Source organism: Chitinophaga eiseniae (assembly GCF_900167135.1).
Lineage (GTDB): Bacteria > Bacteroidota > Bacteroidia > Chitinophagales > Chitinophagaceae > Chitinophaga > Chitinophaga eiseniae.
Map to the genome: position 1 here is coordinate 1 of NZ_FUWZ01000013.1, position 22,434 is coordinate 22,434.

Consider the following 22,434-nt stretch of genomic DNA (forward strand, 5'->3'; position numbering starts at 1 on the left):
TATGCGCACTCCGGGCAGCAGTGCGCGGAACTGCGACACCATCACCGCAGGCAGCTCTTCGCCGCTGCATACTACATGCCGCAGCGGGGTGGCGCCGGTCTGGTAATCAGCCAGGAAAGCACCCAGCATGGAAGGCACAAAGTGAATGATGCTTACGCCTTCCTGCGCAATAAGCTGTTGCAGGTACTGCGGGTCCTTGTGCCCTTCCGGACGCGCGATCACCAGACAGCTACCGCTGATAAAAGGCAGCAGCAGTTCCCATACCGACACGTCGAAGGTGTAAGGTGTTTTTTGCAGGAAGATGTCCGACGGCCCGATGCGCAGGTCTTCCTTCATCCACAGCAGACGGTTGTACAAACCTTCGTGCAGGTTCAATACCCCCTTAGGATGACCGGTAGAACCGGAAGTATAAATACAGTAGGCCAGCGAAGCGCCTGTGAGCGCAGGCAGTGCCAGATCCCCGCTGTACTGCAGCTGCTCCTTCCTGAAATCCGCCAGCAGGGCGGCATCTACAACTACCCCGATGTTACCGTCCTGCCTTATATAATCGATCCGCTCCTGCGGATAATGCACATCCAGTGGCACATAGGCGGCGCCGCATTTCAGGATAGCCATGATCGTTACAGGAAGCCATTCGCTGCGCTCCAGCAGGATACCTGCCAGCACGCCGCTTTCCAGCTGATGACGACTTTGCAGATAGTGCGCCAGCTGATTGCTCAGTGTATCCAGCTCCCTGTATTTCAGTACACGGTCTTCGTAAACAACCGCTTTATTATCCGGCGATGTTGATACTGCCTCGCGGAACAGGTCCAGGACAGTTTTTTCCGGTGCATAGGTGACGGCAGTGTCATTGAAGCCTTGCAGCAATTGTTCTTTTTCCGCGGCGGTGAGGAAATCTATGGTATCAATAGGCAGCCCGGGACGCTCCAGCATAATGGAGGTCAGCTGTTTAAAGTGGTTCAGCAACTGCTTTACCTGGTGCTCATGAAAAACATCTGTGTTGTAATCAACGACCATGCTTAGCGCCTCTCCTTCCTCGTAGATATTGATCTCCATGTCAAACTTAGCATAACAATGGCCCATATCCGTGATCGTATCAACTACCGCCGATGTGGCCGTGCCGGTATTTTTCTCACCGATGTTCTGTAAGGCGACCATCACATCAAAAATCGCACTCCTGCTGGTATTGCGGCGGACACCGACGTCCTGCAGGATGTCATCAAACGGGTAAGCCTGGTGTGTATAGGCCTGGAGCGTATTTGTCCTTAACTGCCGGACAAATGCTTCAAAGGAAGACTGCCCGTTCACCTTGTTGCGCAGCGGCAGTGTATTCACATAAAACCCTATCTGGTTTTCGAGATCAGCGTGGTTTCTGCCTGCTGCAGGCGTACCGATGATGATATCCTGCTCCCCGGTGTAACGGTACAGTAACACCTTCCAGGCAGCCAGCAACGTCATAAAAAGGCTTCCTCCCTCTGCACGGGTGAAAGACCGGAGCTGCGCGGTAAGTTCCGGCGACAGGCAGGTACGGCACCTCCTGCCGGAGAAAGTCTTCACCGCGGGGCGCGACTTACTGCCGGGCAAAGACAATTCCGGCAATTCACCGGACAACAACTCCTTCCAGTATGTTTTTGCCGCTATACCGGCTGCCGTATGCAATTGTTCGTGCTGCCACACCGCATAATCCTTGTACTGGATCGCCAGTGGCGGCAATGCAGGTGTAAGGCCTGCCGCCAGCGCACGGTAGCAGCCGATCACATCCCGTCCCAATACATCCATGGACCAGCCATCGCTGATGATATGGTGCATGTTGTAGTAAAAAACATAGGTCTCTTCTGTCACCTGCAACAGTGCCATTCTCAGCAGCGGTCCCTTTTGCAGATCGAAGAGCGTGGCCGAGTCTGCCGCGATATAAACCCGGGTTTCCTCCCGGGGATCGGGAGAACTGCGGAGGTCCAGACGGGTGATATTGAAGGCTAGTTGCGCCGGCGAAAGGATAAACTGCCTGGGCATGCCCGATTCATCTTCCCGGAATACCGTACGCAATATTTCATGCCTCTCGATGATGACCTCCATTGCACGGGAGAAAATATCGATATTAAAATCGCCGTTCAGTTCCATGGAAAACGGTAGGTTATAAGCGAGACTGCCGGCATCCAGCTGGCTAAGCACCCACAGGCGCTGCTGGCTGGGCGACAAAGGATAGCTATACTGCGCCGGCGCGGGAGGTATCGCCGCGAACGTCTTACCAGCGGCATATTTTTTCAGGTAGGAAATGATCTGCGGTTTATGCGCCCGCAAAAGATCAATGTGCCTGTCTTCAATATCATCCTGCTCAAAGCTTACCTGCAGGTCATCTTCGTCCAGTGCAACATAAATACTGTTCTTTTCCAGCTCTGCTAATAAATCAAGGATATCCATAGCTATATTTTAATTTTTTTGGTTTGCCGGGTAACTTTTCTCGTAGCCGTAAGGCGCGTCATAATTTCTATTTCGCGGCTGATACGCTGTATGTTGGCGTCGGTATAAAAATCCTGGATATTCATTTCCACGCTGAATTCTTTTTGGATCTTGCCCAGCAGGGACATTGCGCGCAGTGAATCGCCTCCCAGTAAAAAGAAATCGTCTGTGATACCGATAGTCTCTATTCCAAAAAACTGGCACCATAGTTCACACAAACGGGATTGTATTTCATTCTGCGGCGCTACCGGATCTCCCAGCTCTTCCGGCCTGCTGCGTGTGTCCGCAACCGATACCACCCCGGTTTCCGGTGATGCCGGCAGTGTCTCGGGCTGTATCATATGAGCGCCGGCCTGCAGTTGACTGAAAGGATCTACCCTTGCAGGCAATGCCGTTTGCTGAAAACAGTATAACGGCAACATGATCTTTCTTACTGCCGCATTCTTATATATCGCCTGCCAGTTCACTTTTACTCCATGCTTCCAACAGGTGGCCAACGCCAGCTGCATATATTCGTTATCATTCACCTGTTCTTTTAAGGTACGGATGGTGGCAACGGGAATAAAGGACTCCTGGTAACCCGGTTGATGTTTCAGTAAGCCGGTAAGCGTTTTCCCCGGACCCACTTCGATGAAAACGGCCTCCTTCGGAAGCTGCTGCAGCAGTGCCGCCAGGCCCTCTGCAAACAGTACGGTATGCCTGAGATGCGCTACCCAGTAATCCGGTGAAGTAGCCTGTTCCGCGGTGATCAGCTGTCCACTGAGATTAGAGTAATAGGGAATAGCGGGCGCCGAGAGTTGATAACCGGCCATCCAGGTACGGAAAGCAGGGAGCATATCGTCCATCATGGCAGAGTGAAATGCATGAGAGGTATTTAACCTGACCGTGGAGATAGCCTCCGCCTGCAACTTTTCGGCGATCTGCTCCACTTCAGGCATCGGGCCTGCCAACACACAGGTACCGGGCGTATTGATGGCAGCCACCGACAGTCCCGGCGTCAGGAAAGGCTGCACCTGTTCCCCGCTTGCCTGCACCGCCAGCATTGCGCCAGGGGCCAACGCATACATCAGGCGGGCCCTTTCCGTAACGATGCGCAGTCCGTCCTCCATACTGAATACCCCGCTGATACAAGCGGCCACATATTCACCAAGGCTATGCCCTATCATCGCGGCAGGCTTTATGCCTGATTGCAAAAACAAATCGGCCAGTGCATACTCCACGAGGAACAACAGTGGCTGCGTATAAACGGTTTGATGAACAGCACGGTCGTCTGCCGGCGCTTCGTTAATATAACCCAGTATGGACGCCGGGTCCAGGCCCAGCAGCGGTTGCAGTACTGCAAACCCCTTGTCCATCACCTCCCGGAAATGCGGCTGCAGGCGGTATAAATCCGCCGCCATGCGGAAATACTGTGTTCCCTGGCCGGGGAACATAAAAACGGTCTTCACATTTGCTGCTACCACACTTCGGGCCGGGGTGCTCCTCAGCTTTGATAACAAGTCCTGTAAACCGGCGGCAGCAATACTTTCGCGGTAACGATGATGCTGACGGCCGGTGGCCAGCGTATAAGCCACATCTGCTATGTTGCCATGCGGATGATGCTCCAGGAAATCCGCCAGTTGCAGCTTGTAGTCATTCAACGAGGCTGCTGTTTTGGCGGAGAGCAGCAACGGAGCGCTGACGGCGGCCGTTTCGGTTGCTGCCGGAGCTTCCTCCAGGACAATATGTACGTTGGTACCACCTATACCGAAGCTGCTCACACCAGCCCTGCGAGGCATTGTGGCAGCATGTTCCCAGTGGGTCAACCGGCTGTTCACATAAAACGGCCCTCCTGCAAAATTGATCTCGGGGTTCGCTTTGGTATAATGCAGCGAAGGAGGAAGTTGTTGATGCTTCAACGCCAGCGCTGCCTTGATAAGACCTGCAATACCTGCCGCGGCATCCAGGTGACCGATATTCGTCTTCACAGCGCCAATAGCACAGCGATGTTGGGTATTATAGCCGAATGCTTTGTTCAGCGCCTCTATTTCAGTAGGATCACCGAGGCGAGTACCGGTGCCATGTGTTTCAATGTAACTGATGGAGTCGGGCGTCACTTCGGCAACGCGATGCGCCAAACGAACACATTCGGCCTGCCCCTCAATACTGGGAGCGGTATAACCGACTTTACGGCGACCATCGTTGTTCACGGCACTCGCCCTGATCACCGCATAAATATGATCATTGTCACGGACGGCATCATCAAATCTTTTGAGTACGACCACACCGGCGCCTTCTCCCCATACCGTTCCGGAAGCCTTTTCATCAAAGGCCCTGCAGTGACCATCGGAGGAGGCGATCAGCCCCTCCTGGAACAGGTAACCCTTAGGCTCATAGCTGGCCACGCTCACGCCGCCCGCTACTGCGATGCTGCATTCTTTCAGCAACAGGTTGCGGCAGGCGATATGCACCGCGCTGAGTGAGCCTGAACAGGCCGTATCTACCAGGTAGCCAGGGCCTTTCAGTCCAAGCTTATAGGCAATCAATGTGCTGATGAAATCCTTGTTGGCCATCCGGCTGGCCAGAAACGCACTCACGCCGGCAACAGGGTGCAACATCCTGTAGGCGCGCCAGTTCAGGTTATCGGAAGCCGCGAGGTAGAGTCCTGTCGTTTCCTGTTCTGCGGCAGCATAACCGGCATCGTCGAGCGCAGACCACACCAGCTCATGCATGATGCGGATCTGCGGGTCCAGCACCGCAGCCTCTTCTTTCGTATAACCGAAGAAGTTATAGTCGAAACTACCCGGCTGATCTATAAACGAGGCGGCCGGCACAAACGCCGGATTGTTATATATCTCAGGCGCCACCTGTAAAGCCTTAAGCTCTTCACCGGAAAAGAAATGAACCAGTTCCTTTCCGTCTGCCAGGTTTTTCCAGAAAGACAACAAGTCTCTCGACTGCGGGAAACGCCCTGACATGCCAATGATGGCAATGTCCTTTTTCCTGGATGACTTTTCCATTTACAATAAAAGTTTTATGCAGTTATAAGGGGATGGGGTGACAATTAAACAATACATCGCTGATTGCCGTCCCTGGGGAGGACGGCGATCAGTTATCATCAGTAAAATGAATTAAAATCAGTTGGCCCTGTTATTCTCAGATTGGCCGGTAGCCCTGTTTTTGAAATCCGTTTTGGTCAGCTTACCAAAATTATAGGTAAGAATAAAACGGAAGTAATTGGTGCTATAGGTCCTGTCAAAGAAAATATAGGTTTTACCTACATTATAATTGCCTCTGGATGCAGTACTGTGGAAGATATCGTTGGCCAGTAATTTCAGGCGGAGTTTATTCCGCAGGAAATCCCTTTCAACACCGAGGGTGACGGTAGCACGATGCTTATCGTAGTACAGTCCGGAGTATTTATCCCCTGCATACCAGGCCAGCAGCTGTATCCGGAAAAGATCCGGCACTGTAAAGGTATTGCTGGTGTAGAGGTAGATCTGCGGTTTGGGGGTCAGCAGCTCAAAATTATATTTATTGTCTACCTGTTTAAGATAGTTCAAACTCACGCTGTTCACGGAGCTCCACCATTTACGCACGCTGAAGGATTTGGACAGGGTCGCGGAATACAAATGCCCCCTGTAGAGATTGATGGCTTTCAGCACATAACTGTTGGGCGTGTTGCCTCTCAGCGCTGCAGCATCGATAGGATCAATGGTGTAATTATACCCGATCTTCAGGTCGTAGTCGCTATAGTTGGCGCCCACTTCGAAGGAATGTGTTTTCTCGGGGATCAGGTTGGGATTACCTTCTATGGTTGTAAAAGGGTCCTGGTATATCACCAGCGGGTTAAGCGATTGATAGCGCGGGCGGGTGATCCTGGAAGAATAGGCCGCACGCAGTTTCAGCTTGTTCGTCAGCGTAGCAGAAACGGAAGCATTCGGGAAGATATTGAAATAGCTGTCCGACAGCGACTGCCCGCTGTTGGCGCTGGTGGTCAGGTCGTAGTTCGTCCACTCTCCCCTGGCGCCCAGGTTATAATTCACTTTCCTGGCAAAGGTGCCGCTATAGCTGATATAGGCAGCAGGGATTTTCTCCGCATATCTGAATTTATTGGAAAGACCGGAATCGCGTTTAAAGTTGCTCCCATCGGGACCGGTGAAAAAATTGGTACCGGAGGTGTTTTCAACATAGCTGAACTTGGCGCCTATTTCCAGCCGGTTGCCGGAAGCAAACACCTTCGCGTAGTCTGCCTGTGTGGTAGATATGGAAATCTCCTGGTCCACCAGGTTTTTCAGGAAACGAAGTCCTTTTGCCCCATTCACCTCACTGTTTTCTTCTATAAAATCATTGATATCGGAATTGAATTTCGAATACTGTGTTCCTATAAACAGGGTGCTTCCGAGGGTATCTGTTTTCAGGTTATAGTTCAGGGTCGCGGAGTGATTCCAGCGACGGTCATCTTTGTTGATACCGCTGGTGTAGTAGCTCTTGTCCGTTTTGTTATCGATAGCGTTGCGGCTGTTGGTGGTGCCTCCCAGTTTCTCAAGATAACCGCTGTAAGCCAGAGAGAGGTTTGATTTCTCACTGAAGTTATATTGTGCTCCCAGTCCGTAGTTGGAATAATTTTTCATCTTCCTGTTCCAGTCAGTCCACAAATCGGAGTTCATATAGTCGTCTGCAGCCGACCGGGAGCGGATGGTATGCAGCCTTTCTTTGGTGTCTCCCCAGAGGATAGCGTAGTTACCAACGAGCGACAATCTTCCTTTCATATAACTTAAATCGAGGGAGGAACTGGCATTGGACCCTCCGAACGGGCTATGGGTAAGAAACTGATTGAAAGTACCCATCAGGCCTTCATCTGTTTTTACTTTGGTAACGACGTTGATCACGGCTTTTCCTTCCGCATCATATTTTGCGGAGGGGTTACCAATGATCTCGATCTTCGATATCTGGGAAGTAGGGATCGAAGCAAGTCTTTCCGCGGTGATCTGTTTACCGTTCAGGTAAATAATGGCTTCTCCTTTGCCAAACACACTGAAACGTCCTTCAGACTCCAATACGTTAGGCGAGCGGGTAAGTATTTCCGTAACCGAATTGCTGGCTGCGAGGGCGGTATTGGCCACATTTACTTCTACCGTACCATTGTTGGAATATCTTACCAGCGGGGTATTGCTTACCACCTGTACTTCATTAAGATGATATTTGGACCTGGCCACGAGGATGGTGCCCAGGTTCAGCTGGGCTTCTCCCTTGTATTGCACCCTGATAACGGTGTCCGGAAATTGCAGGGAGTTAAACTTCAGAAAAAACTCCTTGCGGTTGATGCCTGTCAGCTCAAAGTTCCCGTCTGCAAAAGCGGCGCCTTTCACGAAGGCAGAATCCGGAGCGGATAACAGGATCACGTTACCAATGAGCGGTTCATTGGCAGGATTAACGATCTTCCCTTTGACGGTGGTCACCTGTTGTGCGTCAGCCGGCACATTGAAACAAAAAAGGGCAAACGAAATAAAGAGGGCGAATACTGAGATTTTCATCTAATAACTGTTGGTTAAACATTAATTCTCAAAGCTCCCTAAAGGGAAAGGTTCTATGCTGTCAGTAACATTTTTCTAACGGGTTCTCATCTTCGGGTTCCGAAAATGAAAATAAACAATTCCGGTACATTATCAGAAACTAAAATCGATGTCCGGCACCTGTTCATTTTCAACGGCAAGTGAGATATCCAGCGAGGCTACGTCTGCGTGTGGCGAGGTGTTGATAGCCTGTAACAGCTTTTCGTAGCGAAGGAACAGCAGCGTAATATTGTCTTTATCGTACCAGTCGGCGTTCGCGGTCACTACCCCCTGCAGCCCGCTGGCTGTTTCCATGCAGTTCACGAGCAGCGGCAGGCGGCTGTGCAGCGACCGTACATGCCGGTACTTCAGCGTGATCTCTTCTCCTATGGAAATTTCGTCATAGTCAAAGGAAGGTGGTTGCACCACGAAAAGGCAGTCCAGTTGTATATCGGCAGCCACGGCTTCCGGAATATCCTGGTGCGTGTCGAGGTCAAGGGTCATGGCATGCACGCGGTCCAGCAGCGTTGCCATATCTACAGCAAAGTCCTGTACGCGCAGCGGCAGCGTTTTTACGAACATACCTGGCTGGTGGTGCAGCACATGGCTGGTGCGGCCTGAATTGAGTGTACCGATACAGATATCATCTTTGCCGGTTACTTTGTGTACCAGCGCCAGGAAGGCTGACAGCATCAGTACGTGCAGGGTACTGTTCAGCTCACGGGCTGTTTGCTTCAACTCCTGCAGGGTGGCCATATCCCAGGAGAAGGTATATTCCACAGCGGACATCTGCCCGTTGCCGTTATAAAAATCGGGCGGCAGCAGGGGCTGCCAGTCGTAGCCATCCAGGTACTGCTCCCAGAAGCCAGGCTGTTGCAAAGCCGACCGCTGCTGTTGCCAGGGTACATAGTCCCGGAACTGGAAGCCGTCTTCCGGTAGCGCCTCCGGGGTCTGGTACATTTCTCCTAATTTGTTGATCAGTACTGCTGTCGACCATCCGTCGAGGATGATATGATGACCGGAAAATGCCAGCAACTGGCGCCCCCCTGTCTCTATCAGCGCTATCCGCAGCAACAGATCGTTTTCCAGGTCAAAGGGATGGTTAACGTATGCCTCCACCTCGCTTTCCCACGAGTCTATTGCCGTTAAATGATCTATCCTGAACCGGACAGCCGCGGCCTCTTTTACCAGTTGGCAGGACCGTCCGTCTTTTTCCCTGAAATTCGTACGCAGTATCTCGTATTTTTCTATCAGGCGGACAAACACGTCCTGCAGACGCTCCGGATGCAGGCGCCCTGTCACTTCATACACCGCAAAAACGTTGTATGGAGCCGCGCCGGCCGGGTGTTGTTGAGCAGACAGCCAGATGCCCTGCTGACCCGGAGTGAGCGGGAACTCCTTCTCCACCGGCGCCTGCGGGATGACGTTCACCGGCTGCACCACCACCTGTTTTTCCAGATACTGCGCCATCCCCTCCACCGTTGGATGATGGAACACGTCCCTCATCGAAACAGGGTACCCCAGCAGATGCACCTGGTTGACCAGCCGCATGGCATTGATGGAGTGTCCGCCGAGGGAAAAGAAGTCTTCATTGATGCCAGGCAAATGTTTCAGTGCCAGTGTTTCTTTATACATCCTGCACAACTCGTATTGCAAAGCCGTGGTGGCCATTTTCCGTTCATTGCCGGCATGTACGGGCTCCACCTCCCAGGCGGACATCAGCCCCCGGTCGACTTTATTATTCGGCGTCAGCGGAAAAGCGTCGGCCTGTTTAATCACCCGGGGCACCATATATTCAGGCAGCTCGTCTTTCAGGGCTTCTATCAGCGCTGCCGTATCTACCGGCTTATCTGCAATAAGATAGGCCACCAGAAATGCCTCCTGCCCTATCTGCTTCCGGGCTATCACTACGGCATTGCGCACAGATGGCTTTTTCAGCAGCAGCGTCTCTATCTCGCCCAGCTCTATGCGGTAACCGCGGATCTTCACCTGGAAATCATTTCTACCCAGAAATTTTATTTCGCCTTCATCCGTCCAGTATCCCAGGTCGCCGGTTTCATATACTGTCTGGCCGGGCACAAAAGGATCCGGAATGAAGCGGCGGCGCGTTAGTTCGGGCTGACGGAAATACCCTTTCGCCAGTCCTTCGCCGCCGATGTAAATAGCGCCGGGCGTACCTTTGCCAGCCGGTGAAAGATCAGGATGAAGGATATAGATGCGGGTGTTATTAACAGGAGCCCCGATGATATCCGCATCTGTAGGGCAAGTCAGTTTTTTACAGGTAGAGTAGATCGTTGTTTCCGTAGGACCGTACAGGTTCCATACCTCTCCGCATTTCGATAGCATATTGGCTACCAGGGCCTGGCTCAGCAGGTCGCCGCCACACATCAGTTTCAGTTTCCGACTGCCTTTCCATCCCGCATCGAACAATACCTGGTAAAAGCCGGGAGTTCCCTGTAAAATATCGGGGTCGATGGTATGCAACTGTGCGATCATCTGCTCCGGCTGGTACAACAGCCCGCGATCGGCAACATATACGGTGGCGCCCGCCGTGAGCGGTCCGAAGAATTCCAGTATGGAGATATCGAAAGAAGGCGTGGTAACGGAGAAAAACGTATCTCCCGGCGCGATGCCCGGACGGGAAATAATGCTCAACAGGAGGTTCAGCAGGGCGCCATGGCTTATTTCCACGCCCTTGGGATTACCAGTTGACCCGGAGGTGTAGATGATATAAGCGCTGGTGGCAGCGGTCACCTGCGGCAGCTCCGCAGCCGGGGCAGGCAGCAGCAGCGTTTCAGGCCGGAGGGTATTGTATTCCGCCACGGCTGTTGCAGCGATCAACAGGGAAGGCTGACTGTTTTCGAGAATATATTGCGTCCGCGCTTCCGGCAAATCCGGGTCCACCGGGATGTAGGCCCGCCCTGATCTGAGCACGCCCAGCAGTACGGCCACCAGCCGGGCAGAGCGGGGCAGCATGACGGCTACCGGCGACACATTATCCCCCGCCATAGCGGCAATATGCCGGGCTATATTGCCTGCGGCCCTGTCCAGCTCCGTATAGGTGTAACTGTTATGTTCATCTTTCACCGCCACCTTCCCCGGAAAATGTTGTACCTGCTGCCGGAAATAAGACAGGAAGGTGCTGTTGCGGTCATAGTCCGCGGCGGTATCATTGAACTGCCGCAGGGCTGCTTTCTCGCCGGCAGACAGGTAACTGTAGCTGCCTACCACAGCTTCGGGATCAAGACATACAGCATCCAGTATTTCGCGGAAATGCGTTATCAGCAGGGCCATGCTGCTTTCATTGAAATAAGCCCCATTGTAGTCAAAGTGCACGGTCACGTCGCCGGCATCGTCATGTTCCCTGATGGCGATGGCCAGCGCTGTACGGTCAGCTCCGTGCGGGTGTGGCTGCACCTTCGTACGGGTATGCAGGAAATGAGCGGAAAAATCCTGTTTTTCGTAAGAGACCGTCAGGCTGAACAACCGTTCCCGTTCATGGAAAATACCCAGCTCCTTGACCAGCTTTCCCAGCGGGAAACGCTGATGGCGGTAGTCGCTTCGCAGCTGCGCCTTCACCTTCTCTGCAAGGGTCCGGAAGCTGTCTCCCGGCGCTACGTACATCCGTAAGGGTGAAATACCCATAAAAAGCCCGATTGTTTTTTTGAATGCGGCATTGCTGCGGTTCAATACAGGCAGGCCAAAGCTGATATCCTGCTGTTGATAACGACGATGGATATACGTATACAGTACTGCCAGCATAACATGGAAAATTGAGCATTCCAGTTTTTGCGACAGGGCTTTTAACGCCTGGTACTTCTCTCCGGGAATATCGAAAGCCTGGCGTCCATGAGCTGAGGTTGCGGCGGCCGGCAAACGATGGAACACCGCGGCCGGCAATGTGGAAAAGCGGCCGCGCCAGTAGGCAAGGTCCTCCTGGTAAGCCATCTGACGCTGATAGGCTTCATCTTCCCTGGCAAATGCCTGGTAGGCATGGGGAACATTTGCCGGAAGCACGCCGGTTTCCAGCAGATGGTTATAGTTGGCTACCAGCTGGTTGAACATCAGGGAAGAACCCCACCCGTCTGTGATCAGGTGATGGTAAACAGCCAGGAGGCAAAAAGATTCTTCCGCCACTTTCAGCAGTGAAAAGCGGAAAAGCCATCTGCCGCCCGCAAGATCAAAGGGCGCCGCAAAGGCTGCCTGCATGTAACGCTCTGCCTCCTGCTCCGCGTTGGCTTCCTGCGACAGGTCCACAAAATCCACGGTATGCGCCTGTTCGGGCAGCACCTTCATCAGCGGACCCTCAGCACTATCTGCCACAACAGAACGGCAGGCATCCGAGCCATTGATCATAGCGGTAAGTGCCGCATTCAGCACAGGCAGCAGGATAGCTCCCCGTATGCGGATCCTTGCACCGATATTATTGACGGGCAGGTCAGGGAACAACAATTGTTCATAGTATATATCCTGCTGGGGAAGGGTTAATTTCATCATGGAAAAAATCATTTACCGGTCATGCTGACCGCTTTATAAATCAGGACCAGATGGCTTCACTATGCAGCACATCCGTTTTCACCCGTACGTCCTTCACAATAATACCTTTATCAAATTTTACGATCCTGTCGGCCAGATGGAAATAAGCGTCATCATGGGTGACAGCGATAACGGTTTTCCCTTGCTGCTTCAGTTGCGGCAACAGTATCTCGTAGAAGTATTTTCTGAAATGCGGGTCCTGGTCGGCCGCCCATTCGTCCAGCACAATGACCGGCTTCTGTTCCAGCAATGCGAAAATCAGTGACATGCGCTTGCTTTGTCCCTTGGAAAATTTGCGCCGGGCTGCTGCTTCGGAGTCTTCTCCGACTACCTTATCCAGCTGCATGAGCTGTAACAGGCGACTGTACTCCGGGTTGCCATCGAGGCTGAATGTTTCGTAGTTCTGTGAGAACAGGTGATTGTCTGTAAACACTGCCGCTATCAGGCTTTGTAATTGCGCCCTGCAATAGTGCCCATCCTCACCATTGAGCACAATTTCTCCTGCAGAGGGCTTGTAAAGGCCCGTCAACAGATTGATAAATGTACTCTTCCCCGAGCCATTGCCGCCGATGATAAAGATGGTTTCATTATTATTAACCTGGAGGTCAATGGGGCCGAGGGAAAACATTGTTTCGCCCGCATCGTTGTCGTAGTTAAAATGGATATTTTTAAACACCAGGTCATTGAACCCGGCACTTATTTCAGGCGCCTGTTCGGGCACATCTTCAAGCATCTCAAAATCGCTCATGAATTTTTTGATCCTTCCGTTGGCTACACGAAAACGGGTGAATATCTGCTGCAGGTTGATCAGGTTATTGACAGGACCGGATATAAACAGGATCATGACAACATACGCAATGATATCCGCCGTGGACAACCATCCGGTAAACGGCAGTACAAACAGCACCAATCCTATCACGAAGTACAGTCCGTACTGGCTCACCAGGCCGATAGACAGAAAGATGTAATTGATCCTGAAGTCCAGGTCCCGCGCTTTATTACGGTTAGGCACCAGGAATTTGTTCATCAGGTTTTCTCTTCTGAAAAAACTCAGTTTCAATTCCTTGAACCCTTTCATGACATCATCTACATACTCAAAATACTGTTCATTGTAACTACGCAGTGTGCGTACTTTTTTAGACATGGCCCGGACCACATACAGGTAAACGCCCGCTAATACAGCGATCATCAATATAATTACCAGGGCGGCGATCACTGACAACGAAAACATATAGATGATACACAACACGAGCATCAGCAGCGAGTTGACCGTATGCGTGACGGCGTATGGCAAAAAGGAGAACGTCCGCAGGTCCTCCACCGCTGTAAAAAAGCGTTTGGACCCAAATTTCTCCAGCCTGGGAAGGGAGCTTCGCAGGATCTTTCCAAAAACATGCTTCTCATTTTCATATAGTAAATGGAAAGAATACCGGTTCAGCTGCCGTTGAAAGAATATATTCAGCGCGTAGGTACAGATGACCAGTCCAAGGAACAGCCATCCGGTATCCACTCCCAGCAATCCTTTCTGTCCCGCCAGGGCATTGTTGATGATGTATACAATTCCGAAACTCAGGATGGTATTGGGAACAGCGTACATCAAAAGAAACAGGGCATTTCTTGTTTTTAGTTGCAACATAGTCCTTGATATAGTTTAAAAGCCGTGGAGTAACAGCTTCCTGGAGTTAACAATGGTGTTTTTCAGTTCCTGCGCGTAATCGTAGATAAAGAAATGATTGCCCGGCAGGGTTTTACCGCTAAAATAGCCGCGGGCGTAGTTCTTCCAGTTGTCTATCTGGTCCGCATTTTTTTCGTCGCTGCCCATGACGGCTATTACGGGGACATGGACCGTCAGTTCATCATCAGGGTCTTTCTCTTCATCGACAATCTGGAAATCAGCTCTGATAATGGGTTCGAAGAAATCATACAGTTCCTTGCTGGCCAGCAGTTCCTCAGAAATGCCTCCCAAACGCCGCAACTCATCTTTAAATTCTTCATAGCCCAGCAAATACCGTTGGGGTGATCCTGGCTCTTCATCAGAGATTCCCGGGCCGGCATTGCCGGTCACCACCAACGCGGCCGGCGGATCGTTCTGTTGTTCGAAGTCGCGGGCTAAATACAGCCCCAGGCTTGCGCCCATGCTGTGGCCGTAGATGATATAGCTGCACCCCGGATCTCTGAGCGCAGCGATCTGACGGCTGTAATCGGCTATTGCGTCAGCCCTTGAGTAAAGCAGCCCTTCGCTGATCCGTCGGCCCCTGCCGGGAAGTTCCAGGGGAATACCCTGGAAGCCAACAGGCAGTAAGCGTTTTAAAAAATCATAGGAGTAACAGTTGCCTCCTGCAAAATGTAACATAAATACCTGCATCATATCCAAAGCCTTTTATTTTACATGAGGTCTATCATGCTGTCTATCTCATCGGAGATCAGCGTGTCTTCCATTTCACTCTCCGGTTTTGTTTGCTCGAAAAGACAGGTCGCCAGGTCGTGGATGGTCGTATATTGAAAGAGATATACTGGTTTGATGTCCACTCCCAGTTCCTGCCGGATAAGTTCAAGGACGCGAATCAATTTCATGGAATTGGCGCCGAGATCGAAGAAGTTATCGTGCGTACCGATTTCGCCGGCCGGCCGGTCCAGCACCGCTGCAAATATTTCCGTCAGCCGGCTTTCTGTATCATTCTCAGGTGCGACATAAGCAGTGGCTGTCTTTAACGCATGAACAGGTGGCGGCAGTTGCTTAAAATCGATCTTCCCGTTGGCAGACAAAGGCAGCGCATCGAGCTGTATGAACCAGGCGGGAATTTCATATTCCGGTAATTTCGACTGCAGGTATTTCCGCAATGCGGTGGCGTTCTGTTCTTCAGGCGACACAACATAGGCCACGAGCTCTTTCTCCAGTCCGTCTTTGGTGGATACGCTCACAACAGCGTCGGTGATAGATGGATTAGCCAGCAGCTGCGCGGTGATCTCTCCCAGCTCAATACGGTTGCCACGGATCTTTACCTGTCCGTCTGCGCGGCCAAGGTAGGCGATGCTGCCATCAGTGTTCCAGCGGGCGATATCGCCGGTTTTGTATAAGCGTCCCCCTGGCACAAACGGGTCGTCAATAAATCTGGCAGCCGTCAGCTCAGGCCTGTTGAGATAGCCTTTGGCCACCTGTATGCCGCCTATCAGCAGCTCCCCGGCGATACCCGGCGGTTGCAGCTGCATGGCATCATTCACAATGTAGATCCTGGTATTGGCGATCGGGAAACCGATGGACACCTGATGGATGATATCTGCATCCGTAAGGTCTGTCGCCGTTACGTCGATAGCCGCCTCCGTAGGCCCGTACAGGTTATATATGCGCGCAGGCATCCTCTTCCTGAACTCACTGACTACTTTGCCGGGCAGGGCTTCTCCGCTGCATACGACATGTTTAACGGAAGAAAGCTGGCGGGCGCCGAGGCTGGCGATAAACAGATGCAGCATCGATGGCACAAAATGCAGCACCGTGATGCCGTATTGCGTGATCACCTCCTGCAGATAGTATGGATCTTTATGACCATCCGGTATGGCAAACACCAGCGTGGCCCCGGAAATAAGGGGCAGCAGCAGTTCCCACACAGAAACATCGAAGGTATAAGGCGTCTTCTGAAGGACCACGTCCGCAGGCGACAGCCGTAGGTATTCCTGCATCCATATCAGGCGGTTACGTAGACCGGCGTGGTGGTTAAGCACGCCCTTAGGCTGTCCGGTAGATCCGGAAGTATAGATCGCATAGGCGTTATCGTTATCGCCTGTACGTATATGCACAGCCGTGGTAGGCAGATCGTGCAGCAAATGCAGGAAATGCTCCAGCTGCTGCTGATCGATGCATACCCGGATACCGCTGTCCTGTTTCAGGAATGCCAGTCTCTCTTCCGGCTGGTCCGGATCAAAAGGCACATAGGCGGCGCCTGCTTTTAATATGCCCATAATGGCGACCAGCATCCACTCGCTTCTGTACAGGCAGAGCCCCACGAGCGCACCGGCTTCCACCCCGAAGTATTGCTGCAGATAGCCTGCAAAGCGGTTGCTGGCCTGGTCCAGCTCCCGGTAAGTGAGCGCATTGTCCTTAAATCGGACGGCAACATTTTCCGGGAGTTGTTGTACCTGTTGCAGGAAAAGGTCTACCACCGATCCTGCCTGCGGATAAACGACGGCGGTATCGTTGAAACGGTCCAGCAATACCATTTCTGCAGGCGTGATCAGGGGCAGCTGTCCCAGCGGCATTTCCGGCAGCTGCATACAGGCCGATGCAAGGGTACTGAAGTGACGCATGATGCTTTGTACCAATGCTGCATCATATACCTCCGGATGATAGTTGATGCTGAAAGAAAGATAATCTCCTACCTCTCCGAAATTCAATTCCATATCCAGTTTAGCGGGCGTATTGCCACGGTCATAAAACTGTGCTGTATCAGGCGTAAATTGGGCTAACTCCTGCTTCTTTCCGGTATTCTGCAACACGAGCAGTATATCGAAGAGGGCGTTTCTGTTCAGTTGTCTTTTAGGGTTGAGATCTTCTACCATCCTGTCAAAGGGATATGACTGGTGCGCATAGCTCTGAAGCGCCTGCGACTTCACCTGGCTGAAGTGTTGCAGGAAGCCGGCACGCGGGTCCGGCTGGTTCCTGAATACGATGGTATTCACGAAGAAACCGATCTGGTTTTCCATATCCGCATGGTTACGGCCGGAGACGGCCGAGCCGGTGACCACATCTTCCAGACCAGTGTAGCGGTATACCAGCGTTTCCCATAAGGCCAGCAATACTATAAACAGGCTGCCGTCATGTTCCCTGGCAAAGGATTTCAGTTGCCGGGTAAGGTCAGCAGGGAGATAACATTCTATGGTATGTCCGCGCTGTGTTTTGATGGCCGGCCTTGCAAGCGCTGAGGGAAAATCCACCAGCGGCAATTCCCCCTGCAGCAGGTTTTTCCAGTATTGTTGTGACGTGGCGGCTTTCCCGCTGTTCAGCTCCGCGAGCTGCCAGGAGGCATAATCACGGTATTGGACCCTCAGGGGCTCCAGCGCCGGATCTGCGCCCTGCACGAATGCCCGGTAAAAAGTATTGATATCATTCGCTATCACGCCCAGCGACCAGCCGTCGCTGATGATATGATGCATATTGTAATGAAAAATGTAACGGTGATCTTCTACCTGTAGCAATGCAGCCCTCAGCAGCGGCGCATTTTCCAGGTCGAAAGGCTGGTTCACATCGGCTGCGATCAGCTCCCTGGCGGCGGCCATTGGATCACTTTCCCCACGGAGATCCATGGAGGTGATATGAAAATCCAGTTCTTCCGTTGGCGTTATCCATTGCCTAACCTGGTGAGCGGCATCTTTGCGGAAGGACGTACGCAGGATCTCATGTCTGTCCAGCAGGGCATAAACAGCGCGGATAAACGCTTTCACGTCATAGTCGCCATTCAGCTCCACCTGCCGGTGGATGTTATAGGCAGCCAACCCGCTTTCCAGCTGGTCCAGCATCCAGAGGCGGTACTGCGAACTGGACAACGGATAGCCTCCATCGCTGGGTGGCAATACCGGTATTAGCGTATCCTGCGCTGTGGTCGTTACAGCATTTCCTCCCTGCAACAGCCGGAGGCGTTCGTCGGTGAGCAATGCCAGGCTGGCGGTAGTTTTATTTTCAAACATTTCCTGTATGGCAATGTCGGCCCCGGTTTCCCTGCGGATACGATTGATAAGCATCAGCGCTTTGAGGCTGTCGCCGCCCATTTCGAAAAAGTCATCGTCCGCTCCTATTCCTGTTACACCGAAGATATCTTCCATCATTCCGGCGATCTTTATTTCCGTCGGTGACTGCGGCGCTATGAAGCCGGTATCCAGGTGCCGGCGGTTAATGGCGGCGTGGGTTTTAGGCTTTTCCTCTTCCTCCGGTCCTGATGCCAGGCGGTTCACCTCCCTTTTTGACACTATTACCTGACGCAGCTCGGGGTAAACAAAAGAGATATGCAGTATCTCCCGCAGATCAGTGTATTGTATCCAGGGCGCATCCTTGTGAAGACGGTCCGGGTTGATGACCACCGGTTGCGGCAGCCCCGGGTGTTCCTGCAGGGCCAGTGCATCCATTAATGCGGCGGCTGACGCGTACAGGCCGTAGGAAATACCACCTACGAAAGCAGACAGTGTCGAGAATACCCTGATAAAATCCAGCTGCCTGTGCCGGAACACGCGCAGCAATGTTTGCAGTACGTCTACCCGCGCCTCAAAATGATGCACCATACCGGTAAGCGTTATATCATTTACCAGCGTAATATCGCCGCTATATCTTGCGGCATGAATGAGACCATTAACGCTGCCAAACTCATTTTCTATCGCGGCGACCGTCGCCACCCAGCTATCAGTATCGGTAAGATCAAACTGCCTGATCTGCGCAACGCCGGGCAATCTTTTAAGTTGATCATATGACTTCGGCACGCTGGTATGGCTGTCTGTACAGATTACCACTTTGGCCGCATAATCCGTTTGTAATATCTCCGCCAGGGAATAAACCAGCTCGTCCAGGTTGCCAGCGATCACACACACGCCTTGTTGCGGCAGTATTGCCGGCATATCGGCGGCCTTTGCGAGGGCTTCGAAGCGTAGTTCCCATCTCCTGCCATAGCGGATGGCTACCTTCTCTGCTGCGGGAACGCGGGCTATTTCCTGCTGAATAAGTTGTATATCCTTTTCCGTTAGCGTAGTCGTATCTATGTCGATCACCGTGGCACTAAAGGCGGGGTTCTCCTGTGCGGCGACCTGCAGCAGGGCGGCTGTATGTTGTTGAAGGCTGCCGGCAGCCTCGTTCCCGCTTACCTGGAAATTCCGGTCGCTGAGGAAGGTGAAACGGGCATTCACATCCCGGTACACTTTCAGTAATTCCAGCAGCAGTTGATAGTCCTCCCGATGGCCCGCATGCAGTGACAACGGCCAGGCATATACGATATTTACCGTTTCCGCTGCTTTTGACGGCAGGTGCTCCAGGAGATGGTCCATACAACCTTCTGAAGCGGTATCAATAAATATGTGGCCCGGTATGCTTGTATCGAAACTGGTCGATTTCAGCACTGCTGTTACCTCGTGGCCGGCAGCTACCAGAGATTTCAACAGCTGGCTGGCAGCAAGGGACCCATCATTAAAAAACAGGATTTGCTCTTCTGGCCCCCTTGTGGCCGGCATAGGAACATGCTTCCATGCCGGCATGTAAAATGCGTCCGCCAGTGTTTTTGCCGACGAGCCCTGATGCTGTAATAAGGTGTCCGACAGCGTTACCTTGGAAGTTACCACCAATGGCTCGAAGGCATAGGTAGGCAGATGCAGCTTTAGTGGCCTGTTATTGCCATAAAAAATATTCCAGTCAATGTCATATCCGTTCACCCATAAATTGCCCAGGAAACCGGCAAAATGCTGGGTGTCGGCGGCCTGGTCCTTTTGGTGGCGGATAGTGGTGAGAACAGCTGCCTCGCCGGAGGAGCCTTTCGCCCTGTTGAGGAAGGAAGCCAGCGTGCGACCGGGGCCGATCTCCACGAACACGGGACGGTCCAGTTCCAGCAGGGTCTGCAGCCCTCTTTCAAAATAAACGGTGGACAACAGGTGTTCACACCAGTAATCCGGGGATACGGCCTGTTCAGCGGTAATGATTTTTCCGCTGACATTGGAGACAAAAGGTATTTCCGGCGTATTCATTTTCACCTGCGCCAGGGCCGCTTTGAAAGGAGCAATCACCGGCTCCATCATCGGCGAGTGAAAAGCATGGGAGGTTTGTAAGCTGATGGCCGAAATGCCAGCCTGCGCCAGCTTTTCCTTTACAACTGCTATGTCATCGCGGGTGCCGCTCAGCACACAGGAATCCTGTGTATTTACCGCGGCCACTGCTACCGTTGCCGGCAAGTCCTTTTCCAGGCGGCTGAGAGGCGCTGCTACGCTGAGCATCTCTCCGGCTGCGACGGCAGACATCAATGCGGCGCGCTCGCAGATAAGTCTGACAGCATCTTCAAAACCAAAAACACCGCTGATGGTGGCCGCTACATATTCCCCCAGGCTGTGGCCTATCATATAATCCGGCCGGACGCCCAGCTGCATCAGCCACTTTGCCAGCGCATATTCCAGCACAAACAACAATGGCTGGGTATACAGGGTGTCGTGAAGCCGCTTGTCATCCAGGTCATGAAAAAGCACAGACTTGTAATCAACATTGTTATACTGGTGCAGCAGGTCCAGGCACTTGTCCAGTTGTTCCCTGAATGCCGGGTATTTATCATACAGCTCCCGGCCCATATTTACGTATTGCGCTCCCTGCCCGGAGAACATAAACACCATGTGATGACCAGGCGTAACCGCATATGTTTTTGCACCGGACGCCAACTGCTTCGCCAACCCCTCTACGGCGGAAGCCACCAGGTATTTTCGATAGTCCAGCGAGCGACGGCCTGTTTGCAGGGTATAGGCGATACTGTTAGCATCTGCGCCAGGGTTTTCCCGCAGGAAATCCAGCAGGCGTTTTTCATAACGCTCCAGCGCTTCCGGGGAGGCAGCGGAAATACGAAAAACCTGGTGGCCGCTGTCCTGTGTATTGCGGTTCACGGCCGGCGCCTCCTGCAACACCATATGCACATTCGTTCCGCCGATACCAAACGAGCTAATGCCTGCGGTAAGCGGGCTTCCGTCACGGCTGCTCCAGGGAGCGGTACCGGCGTTGACATAAAACGGTCCGCCCGCGAAGTTGACAGCGGGGTTAGCCTGGTTAAAATGCAGGCTCGCCGGTATGGTGCGGTGATGGATAGCCAGTGTGGTTTTGATCAGTCCCGACACGCCGGCGGCTTCATCGGCATGCCCCATGTTGGACTTGATCGTGCTCAACGCACATTTATGCGTAGTGTCATGATTGAAGGCGATATTGAGCGCCTCCACCTCGATGGGATCGCCGATCCTTGTTGCGGTACCGTGGGCCTCCACGTAGGTAATATCTGCCGGCGATACGCCGGCAATCTTATGCGCCAGTCGGATGCACTCCGCCTGCCCCTGTATGCTGGGCATGGTGTATCCGCCTTTCTCACTGCCGTCGTTGTTCATCGCGGAACCTTTGATGACGGCATAGATATCATCACCATCCTGCAATGCATCTTCCAGGCGCTTCAGGATTACTACACCGGCGGCATCGCAGGCAATAGTACCGGAAGAAGTGCTGTCAAAGGTTTTATTGTGGCCATCACGGGAAGTAATACCCCCTTCCTGGTGCAGGTAACCTTTCTCCTCATCACTGGAAAGACGCGCCCCGCCCACTACGGCGATCCCGCACTCGTTCAGCAGCAGGCTTCTGCAAGCCAGGTGCGCAGTGCTAAGGGAGGTAGAGCAGGCGGTATCGATAAAATAACAAGGCCCTTTGAAATTGAATTTATAGGCGATCAGGGAGGCCATGAAGTTAGGATTGGAAAGCTTCCTTTTAGTCATGTCGTCCACATGCGCCACAGGGGTAACGGTTGCGTACACACTCCAGGCCAGGTTTTTATTGGCGCCCATGAAGATGCCTGTTTTCTTGTGATAGGTCTCCGGCGTACAGCCGGCATCTTCCAGCGCTTCCCACACCAACTGGTGCATCAGCCTCGTTTGAGGGTCCATAATGCCCGCTTCATGTACGGTGTAGCGAAACAAAGGATAATCAAATTTGTCGGTATCGGATACAAACGATCCCGCACGTACGAAACCAGGATGCTGACGGTCGCTCTGCGGTACGCCTTTCTCTTCCAGTTCCTTCTCTGAGAAGAAGTGGATCAGTTCCTTGCCGCCGTACAGGTTATCCCACAGCTCCCGGATGGAGGCTGATTTCGGGAACCTGCCGGACATGCCGATGATGGCAATATCTTTCTTCATATTTAAATGA

The 22,434-nt window shown here is 52.5% G+C and carries 7 protein-coding genes; all 7 read right to left on the minus strand.

The window, feature by feature from the left end:
- On the minus strand, positions 1 to 2,421 hold a 2,421-nt coding region (locus B5D63_RS34240; RefSeq protein WP_143313356.1), incomplete at its 3' end, for a non-ribosomal peptide synthetase.
- Between the two features lie 2 nt (positions 2,422 to 2,423).
- Entirely contained in the window at positions 2,424 to 5,459 is a 3,036-nt protein-coding gene (locus B5D63_RS34245; protein ID WP_078673406.1) for a type I polyketide synthase, read from the minus strand.
- A gap of 117 nt (positions 5,460 to 5,576) precedes the next feature.
- Positions 5,577 to 7,976 (minus strand): outer membrane beta-barrel family protein, encoded by a 2,400-nt coding sequence (locus B5D63_RS34250; protein WP_078673407.1) that lies wholly within the window; start codon positions 7,974 to 7,976, stop codon positions 5,577 to 5,579.
- A gap of 132 nt (positions 7,977 to 8,108) precedes the next feature.
- On the minus strand, positions 8,109 to 12,491 hold the full coding sequence (locus tag B5D63_RS34255; RefSeq protein ID WP_159456278.1) for a non-ribosomal peptide synthetase: 4,383 nt from the start codon (positions 12,489 to 12,491) through the stop codon (positions 8,109 to 8,111).
- 40 nt (positions 12,492 to 12,531) lie between these two features.
- On the minus strand, positions 12,532 to 14,166 hold the full coding sequence (locus tag B5D63_RS34260; protein ID WP_078673409.1) for a cyclic peptide export ABC transporter: 1,635 nt from the start codon (positions 14,164 to 14,166) through the stop codon (positions 12,532 to 12,534).
- A 15-nt stretch (positions 14,167 to 14,181) separates the two neighbouring features.
- Positions 14,182 to 14,898, minus strand: coding sequence for a thioesterase II family protein (locus B5D63_RS34265; RefSeq protein WP_078673410.1), 717 nt, complete (start codon positions 14,896 to 14,898; stop codon positions 14,182 to 14,184).
- A gap of 17 nt (positions 14,899 to 14,915) precedes the next feature.
- Positions 14,916 to 22,424, minus strand: coding sequence for a hybrid non-ribosomal peptide synthetase/type I polyketide synthase (locus B5D63_RS34270; protein WP_078673411.1), 7,509 nt, complete (start codon positions 22,422 to 22,424; stop codon positions 14,916 to 14,918).
- Positions 22,425 to 22,434 lie beyond the last annotated feature (10 nt).

Excerpts from the sequence above, each read along its gene's own strand:
- B5D63_RS34245 (WP_078673406.1), bottom strand. The coding sequence starts at position 5,459 with ATGGAAAAGTCATCCAGGAAAAAGGACATTGCCATCATTGGCATGTCA.
- B5D63_RS34250 (WP_078673407.1), bottom strand. The coding sequence starts at position 7,976 with ATGAAAATCTCAGTATTCGCCCTCTTTATTTCGTTTGCCCTTTTTTGT.
- B5D63_RS34255 (WP_159456278.1), bottom strand. The coding sequence starts at position 12,491 with ATGATGAAATTAACCCTTCCCCAGCAGGATATATACTATGAACAATTG.
- B5D63_RS34260 (WP_078673409.1), bottom strand. The coding sequence starts at position 14,166 with ATGTTGCAACTAAAAACAAGAAATGCCCTGTTTCTTTTGATGTACGCT.
- B5D63_RS34265 (WP_078673410.1), bottom strand. The coding sequence starts at position 14,898 with ATGATGCAGGTATTTATGTTACATTTTGCAGGAGGCAACTGTTACTCC.
- B5D63_RS34270 (WP_078673411.1), bottom strand. The coding sequence starts at position 22,424 with ATGAAGAAAGATATTGCCATCATCGGCATGTCCGGCAGGTTCCCGAAA.